General features: G+C 48.5%; 6 protein-coding genes. All 6 read right to left on the bottom strand.

Annotation, left to right across the window (positions count from 1 at the left end; genetic code table 11):
- Positions 1-115: 115 nt before the first annotated feature.
- Entirely contained in the window at positions 116-640 is a 525-nt protein-coding gene (locus GQS10_RS03125; protein WP_166238890.1) for an S-adenosylmethionine decarboxylase, read from the bottom strand.
- A 104-nt stretch (positions 641-744) separates the two neighbouring features.
- Positions 745-1,146 carry an adenosylmethionine decarboxylase gene (gene speD, locus GQS10_RS03130; RefSeq protein WP_166238892.1) on the bottom strand — a complete coding sequence of 134 codons (402 nt, stop codon included), beginning with the start codon at positions 1,144-1,146 and terminating at the stop codon, positions 745-747.
- 350 nt (positions 1,147-1,496) lie between these two features.
- Positions 1,497-2,081 carry a non-ribosomal peptide synthetase module gene (locus GQS10_RS03135; RefSeq protein ID WP_166238894.1) on the bottom strand — a complete coding sequence of 195 codons (585 nt, stop codon included), beginning with the start codon at positions 2,079-2,081 and terminating at the stop codon, positions 1,497-1,499.
- Positions 2,082-2,285: 204 nt separating this feature from the next.
- A complete protein-coding gene (yihA, locus tag GQS10_RS03140; protein ID WP_166238896.1) occupies positions 2,286-2,879 on the bottom strand; it encodes a ribosome biogenesis GTP-binding protein YihA/YsxC in 594 nt (197 codons plus the stop codon).
- Positions 2,869-5,262: an endopeptidase La gene (gene lon, locus GQS10_RS03145; protein ID WP_243734910.1), complete on the bottom strand. Its 2,394-nt coding sequence runs from the start codon at positions 5,260-5,262 to the stop codon at positions 2,869-2,871. Before lon ends, yihA begins: the two co-directional genes overlap by 11 nt.
- A gap of 57 nt (positions 5,263-5,319) precedes the next feature.
- Entirely contained in the window at positions 5,320-7,056 is a 1,737-nt protein-coding gene (lonB, locus tag GQS10_RS03150) for an ATP-dependent protease LonB (RefSeq protein ID WP_166238898.1), read from the bottom strand.
- Positions 7,057-7,415 lie beyond the last annotated feature (359 nt).

Genomic DNA, 7,415 nt, shown 5'->3' on the forward strand with positions numbered 1-7,415 from the left:
AGTTAAGCTTGCTCATAAAAATTTTGTAGAAATTATGAACCAGCCGATTCCGCACATTTTTTGCCCCAAGCACTGCTCTTATTAGTGTATCCCTTCCTATTTCCCTTATCCTTTCTTATTGAAGCATTTTTTGTTTCAAAAGCTCGGCCATTTCGGCATCTATTTGGATGATCTTATCCTTTTGAGATTTGATGACCTGGCCGTTTTCGCTCACAAGCGCACCGTAGGCTTCATAGAGCTTTTGTAAGCGTTCAGAGAGCGTTACGAGGACTTGGGTCTCTTCCTTCTTGAGAGGACGGTCTCCGCCGATTTGCAGCCTCGTAATGTACTGCACGATCGCCGATGCACTTTGCAGCGGAGGAATCCGCTCCTGACCGAATGCAAGTGCAAGTCTGTCATGGGAGTAACTAACGGAGTAAGCTTGGTTTTTCAGCTCCTCCAGCGCATTAGTTGATCCGGCTGCTGTACTTCCCTGCATTACGCTGTTCAGCATCTCTACCTGAAACCAAGAAACCTGAAACAATAAATAGGGGGCATCGCCTACACTACGTTTTTCCGAAGAATTCTGAACGAGCTGGAAAACCGTTAGGGCGAACAGCCCCAAAGCAACGATCCAAACCATTACACGCTTTTTCCTCATCCTTATACCCTCCTGTCCACAGCACTTCTACCATCATATGGACAGGAGATAAACAAAATGACCACGGACAATTCCGTGGTCACACTTGATCTCATCATATGTTGTTACTTCGCTGTGACTGCTGTTTTCATCTCAGGAGTCAAAACTTCCATTTCGCCAAGTCCGCGAACGAGCTTCTTCGCGTAGGTTTTTTCCGGCTTCAGTACAGAAACCAGATAGTCGATCGCCGCTTGCGGGTCAACCGTCTCACCGCAGGTATAGCAATCAATTGCGGCAAATCCTTTCTCAGGATACGTATGGATGGAGAGATGACTTTCCGACAGCAATACAAGCACTGTCGCGCCTTGCGGTTCGAATTGCTTCGCTTGAACGGACAATACGGTAGCACCGCATACCTCCGCAGCTTCCACCATGTTCGCCTGCAACCATTCGGCACTGTTTAATTTGTCAAAATCTACTCCCCAAGTGTCCACCGCAACATGCCTTCCGAAAGTCGAATATTCCATCTTTCGGCTCCCCCTTCCCAGGAATAAAATTTTTGTGAAAAATTTCATCCGCTAGGACCTACGTCATTCACTACCCGAGGGAATAATCTCTCGCAACATTCAATGTCCTGAGTGAATCCTGGTTCCTATATGAATTTCAACGAAGTTTAAAATAACATCTTAGCGTCCGAATTGCAATACTTTTTTTGAAATTAACAATTTTTTCAGGTCATGCAGCGTTTCGGTTTCTTCGTTGAATCACGATAGTAACATATGAGATACGGGTCGTCCTTGTTCTAAAAGCAACCTAAACGTTTTGTAAAGCTGTAACAACAAAAAAGCCCCGTGAAGGATTCACGGAGCATACAGCTTTACGCTTCGAACACAAATAACTTGTGTACTAATTGTTTAAGCTTCTCGTCAATAGCCGTAATTTCTTCTTCATTGGAACGAAGCCTTAGGTCCAGCAGCTCGTCAATTTCCAACTGAGCCACTTTAATTTCCGCCTCGGTCTTCCGACTGTCAAACAACCTCTGCAGCTGTCCGACGGTATCCTTATATTCGTATACGACCTTGCTTTTACCGCCCGATAGTTCCGTAATCTTAATAACAGAACCATTCTTATATTGATAGACCATAACGTAATTCGGGTATATACGGTTTACGATTGCGCTGCCCTTAAATGCGGATACCGCTTTGCGCATCGCGTTTGCTAGTTTGGGGCTGTTTAGTCGGCAGGAGCCTTCGGCGACATATTTGCCGAGTTTTTTTTGGAACGAGAGCACGACAGGTTTGCCCGCCTCGTCTTCAAGTACCACCTCTTGGTTACCATTTTCCAATACTTTTTCCTGCAAGCTGACTTCATTCTCTGAGAACAGTTGGATAAAACGTTGCATTTCTGCTTCCGTAAGTGTCAGACAGGTTTGGACGTATTCTGTCGCTAACCGCTGAGCCATAAAAAAATCCCCTATTCATTGAATTTCACTGCTTAATCTAAACTGACCCAGTTCTTATTATACAATATATTCAGACCGGAATCACACCATGCTAATTGCGATATTCCTGCAAATTTCTGAAAAATCCGCGTTTTCCCCTTGCCATTCCAAGCAAACCCCAGTTTTCAAGCCATATACGAAAAAAACCGACGCATTCGCATCGGTTTATCTCTCTTTTTCAATTGCTTCCTGAATAATTCCCCATAATTGATCCTTGCCAACCCCTGTTTCCGAAGAGAACAGCACAATTTGATCCTCAGGCGTTGTCTTTAGCGTATTGCGTACAATTTTAATGTGATGATCCCAGCGGCCCCGGGCAATTTTATCCGCCTTGGTTGCCACGACACATACCGGCATATCATAATGCTTCAGCCAATCATACATCATTTGATCGTCTTTCGTCGGCGGGTGACGGATATCAATAATTTGCAGCACAAGCTTTAAAGAAGGCCTGTCCAAAATGTAGGATTCAATCAGTTGCCCCCATTTTTCCCGGAGCGTTTTAGAAACCTTTGCAAAACCGTATCCCGGAAAATCGACGAAATAAATGGATGAATTAATGCGGTAGTAGTTGAGCTGCTGGGTCTTCCCTGGTGTGGAACTCGTCCGCGCTAAGTTTTTCCTTTGAATCATCCTGTTGATTAAGGATGACTTCCCAACATTGGAACGCCCTGCCAGGGCAATCTCCGGCAGAGCGTCCGTTGGGAATTGTTCAGGATACATCGCGCTAATGACGAATTCGGCTTCGTTAACCTTCATGAACCGTCACTCTCTCTGTTTGTTTCATGATCGGGCGGACAAGAGCATGCTTCAGTACCTCATCCATATGTCCGACCAAGTGGAACGTCAGATCCTTGCTGACGCTCTCTGGAATGTCCTTTAAATCCTTCTCGTTATCCTTCGGCACAAGCACCGTGCGGATGCCAGCACGATGAGCAGCCAATGTTTTTTCCTTCAAACCGCCGATCGGAAGCACACGGCCGCGCAGCGTAATTTCCCCGGTCATCGCAACCGTCCGGCTTACCGGGATGTTGGATAAGGCCGAGATGAGTGCTGTCGCCATCGTAATGCCTGCAGAAGGGCCATCCTTCGGGATAGCACCCTCAGGGATATGAATGTGAATGTCCTTCTTCTCATGGAAATCGGCCGGAATATCGAATTCACCGATCTTGGAGCGGCAGTAGCTGAATGCGGCCTGCGCCGATTCTTTCATCACATCACCTAGCTTACCGGTTAAGGTAAGCTTCCCGGATCCCGGCATAACGGTGACCTCAATCGACATCGTATCTCCGCCAACCTCGGTCCACGCCAGGCCGCTCACCACGCCAACCTGGTCGGTTTGCTCCGCCATACCGTATCGGAATTTGCTTGGTCCTAAGTATTCTTTCAGCTGCTCTTCGGTCATTACAATACTCGTCGCATGCCCGGAAACAATCTGCTTCGCTGCTTTACGGCAAACGGACGCAACCTGCTGCTCCAAATTCCGTACGCCGGATTCCCTCGTGTAGTCGCGGACGATCTTGAGCAGAAGTTCATCGCTGATCGTAAGCTGCTCATCTTCTAGTCCGTGATCCTTCTTCTGTTTTGGAAGCAGGTACTTGATCGCGATTTGGAGCTTCTCAAGCTCGGTATAACCTGGAATGTAGAGAACCTCCATCCGGTCCAAAAGCGGTCGCGGAATCGTATGGATCGCATTCGCTGTCGTTACGAACATGACGTTAGACAAATCGAACGGCAGCTCCACGAAGTGATCGCTAAATGTAGAGTTTTGCTCCGGATCCAGCACCTCAAGCAGGGCTGCAGCAGGGTCGCCTCGAAAATCCATTGCCATCTTGTCGATCTCGTCAAGCAAGAACACCGGATTCATCGTTCCTGCGGTCTTCATCCCTTGAATGATCCGGCCCGGCATTGCACCGACATAGGTTCTGCGGTGACCGCGGATCTCCGCTTCATCGCGAACGCCGCCCAAAGAAATCCGTACGAATTCACGTCCGAGTGATTTCGCAATGGAACGGGCTAGAGACGTCTTACCGACCCCCGGCGGACCTACTAAGCATAGGATCGGACCTTTCAGCTTCTTGACCAGCTTTTGAACGGCTAAATATTCAAGAACACGTTCCTTTGGCTTTTCAAGTCCGTAATGATCGGCTTCTAGAACATCTTCCGCCCTTGCCATATCTAGATCGTCTTCCGTAAACTTGCCCCAAGGCAGTCCCAATAGCCAGTCAATATAATTGCGAATAACGCTGCCTTCCGCCGAAGTTGCCGGCATTTTCTCGAGACGGTCGATTTCCTTTTCAACCTTCTCTTTCACCTTTTCCGGTACACTCGAATCGGCCAACTGCTGACGAAGCTCTTCCACCTCGCCTGCTCGCCCTTCTTTTTCGCCAAGCTCCTTCTGAATGGCCTTCATCTGCTCACGCAAATAGTATTCCTTCTGCGTCTTTTCCATCTGCTTCTTGACGCGCTGGGAAATTTTACGTTCCAGCTCCAGCACTTCACGCTCGTTATTCAAAATATCAAGCAGCTTTTCCAACCGCTCGCGAACATCGATCGTTTCGAGGATTTCCTGTTTATCCTTGATTTTCAGCGCAAGATGACTGCAGATGACGTCCGCCAAACGGCCGGGCTCATCGATATCCGATACCGCAGCAAGCGTTTCCGGAGTAACCTTCTTGGAAAGGTTGATATAATGCTCGAACTGAGTCAAAACCGTACGCATTAACGCGTCAATTTCCGAGTTCGTTTCTTCCTGTTCCGGGAGCTCCTGAACCTGTACTTCATAAAATTCGGATGTTTCCGCGAATTCCAATATTTCTGCCCGGACAAGTCCTTCAACAAGCACACGAATCGTGCCGTTCGGCAGCTTTAGCATTTGCCGAACCTTAGAAATGGTCCCTACCCGATAAATATCGTCGGGAGACGGTTCTTCGATGTGAATTTCCGACTGGGAGCAAAGTAAAATCACGCTGTCCTCCAGCATGGCCGTTTCAAGCGCCTTGACGGACTTTTCCCGCCCGACGTCAAGATGCAACACCATACTTGGATAGACTAGCAATCCGCGCAGCGGAAGTAAGGGCAATCGACGCCCTTTCGGCTTGCCTTGAGCCAACACCAGCACCCCCATGTTGTTTGTGCGCATGTAAGGATCATTTTACCAAATGTAAAATCAAAACACCAATTCGCTGCGCCCTCTGCTTTAGTTTGCCGAACCGGACGTGGATATACCCGAGGAATCCGTCGCATGCAAAACCGGATATGAAGCAGCTGGCAGCCGTTCTGGGGCAGCGGTAGGTCCTAGCTTTTCTTCCGTTTGTACTCTTGTTACTCCGAGTGCCAATTCAAAAACTTCATCAATTCGTTCGACGGGGACAACTCGCAATCCGTTGAGATCAGCAAACAGGTCCTGCCAATTCTCCTTCGGAATTAACACCGTCGTTGCCCCTGCTTGAAAGGCTGCTTCCACTTTGGCCACGACGCCTCCAACCGGCTTCACCCGGCCGTGAATACTTACTTCTCCGGTCATCGCAAGCTTATTGTCTACAGGAATTCCGAGCATGGCCGACGCGATCGACGTCGCCATTGCGATTCCTGCAGATGGCCCGTCTATCGGGATGCCCCCCGGAAAGTTAATATGGAGATCGAAATCACTCGGCTGTAAGCCAAAACGACGCAGCACCGTCAGCACATTTTCCACAGAGCCTCTTGCCATGCTTTTACGCCGCAGTGTTTTGCCTCCGCCTCCCAGCTCCTCCTCGTCTACAACACCGGTAATATTGAATTTTCCGGTTCCTGCAGCAGGCGCTGGAATGGCCGTCACTTCAATTTCAAGTAAAGATCCTAAATTAGGACCATATACGGCGAGTCCATTGACGAGTCCAACCTGTGCTTCGCTATGCACCTTTCGCTCAGGACGCGGCTGAATCTGGCTGCTGTTTACGACCCATTCCACATCGGCCGCTTGGATATCTTTCCTTTTTTCCGTCATGGCAATACCTGCGGCAAGCTGAATAATATTCACTGCCTCACGGCCGTTCGTCGCATAGCGGGTCACTACGTTCACCGCTTCTACATTTACCGGAAAACCGATCTTTTCGATCGCGTTTCGGGCAATTTCTGCAATTTCTCCCTGAAGCAGCGGTCTGAAAAAGATTTCCATACAACGGGAACGAATCGCCGGCGGTAGTTCTGACGGGGTTCTTGTTGTTGCACCGACGAGCCGAAAATCAGCGGGAAGCCCGTTTTGAAAAATGTCATGAATGTAGTTTGGCGTATTGGCATCCTCTGAATTGTAATATGCGCTCTCCAAAAACACCTTACGATCCTCAAGCACCTTTAACAGCTTGTTCATTTGAATCGGATGCAATTCGCCAATTTCATCAATAAAAAGAACTCCGCCATGAGCCTTGCTTACCGCTCCCGGCTTCGGCTGCGGAATACCGGCCACTCCCATGGCGCCTGCACCCTGATAAATTGGATCGTGAACAGATCCAATCAGCGGGTCAGCAATGCCGCGTTCGTCAAAACGAGCTGTAGTCGCATCGATTTCCGTAAACTTCGCATCTGACCGAAACGGCGATTCCGGATTTTTCTTCGCTTCCTCGAGCACTACTCTCGCCGCAGCTGTTTTTCCTACGCCAGGGGGCCCATAAATGATCACATGCTGCGGATTAGGACCGCAGAGCGCCGCTTTTAGCGCCTTAAGGCCTTCCTTCTGGCCGACGATATCTTCCATTGTTGCGGGTCTCGTACGCTCAGCGAGCGGTTTAGACAGCGATATCGAGCGCAGCTTTCTTAGCTTTTCCATTTCTTTTCGGGATTCACGGTCAACGGCCACTTTATTGCTTTGCTGGTTACGAAGCAAATTCCAAAAGTAAAGTCCGATCACCACCGCAAAGAATAATTGAATGACCATCAACACAATACTTAAAGTCATATCATTAACCTCCCCCGAGTTCGGTTCCACCATAAATTGAATATAGATGGTAGTATTCCCCTGCGTTCTGCGGAGTAATCCAATCGGCCGGAAAAATCTGTGAGAGCCCTCTCCTCGATGACGATGTGCCTGTTCTGGAGTCTCAATTTGCAATGCCAGTAGCCCAACCATGAAAAGGGATCGGCAGACCTGCCCCTCCAGTGGGCCGAATTTTTTCCGACTTGAAAATTTATATTTCATTAGATACGAGTAAAATAAAAAAACCACACCGAAGTGTGGTCATTCCTTGAAAACTAGATGCGATCTAACGAGTGTGTGCAAGCTTGTTGCTTGTGTATTGGATAAGCCCTCGACCGATT

The sequence above is a fragment of the Paenibacillus turpanensis genome (assembly GCF_011421635.1).
Classification (GTDB): Bacteria; Bacillota; Bacilli; order Paenibacillales; family YIM-B00363; genus Paenibacillus_AK; species Paenibacillus_AK turpanensis.

Coding starts and splice junctions, on each gene's coding strand:
- GQS10_RS03125 (WP_166238890.1), bottom strand. CDS start 640: ATGAGGAAAAAGCGTGTAATGGTTTGGATCGTTGCTTTGGGGCTGTTC.
- speD (WP_166238892.1), bottom strand. CDS start 1,146: ATGGAATATTCGACTTTCGGAAGGCATGTTGCGGTGGACACTTGGGGA.
- lon (WP_243734910.1), bottom strand. CDS start 5,262: ATGCGCACAAACAACATGGGGGTGCTGGTGTTGGCTCAAGGCAAGCCG.
- lonB (WP_166238898.1), bottom strand. CDS start 7,056: ATGACTTTAAGTATTGTGTTGATGGTCATTCAATTATTCTTTGCGGTG.
- yihA (WP_166238896.1), bottom strand. CDS start 2,879: ATGAAGGTTAACGAAGCCGAATTCGTCATTAGCGCGATGTATCCTGAA.
- GQS10_RS03135 (WP_166238894.1), bottom strand. CDS start 2,081: ATGGCTCAGCGGTTAGCGACAGAATACGTCCAAACCTGTCTGACACTT.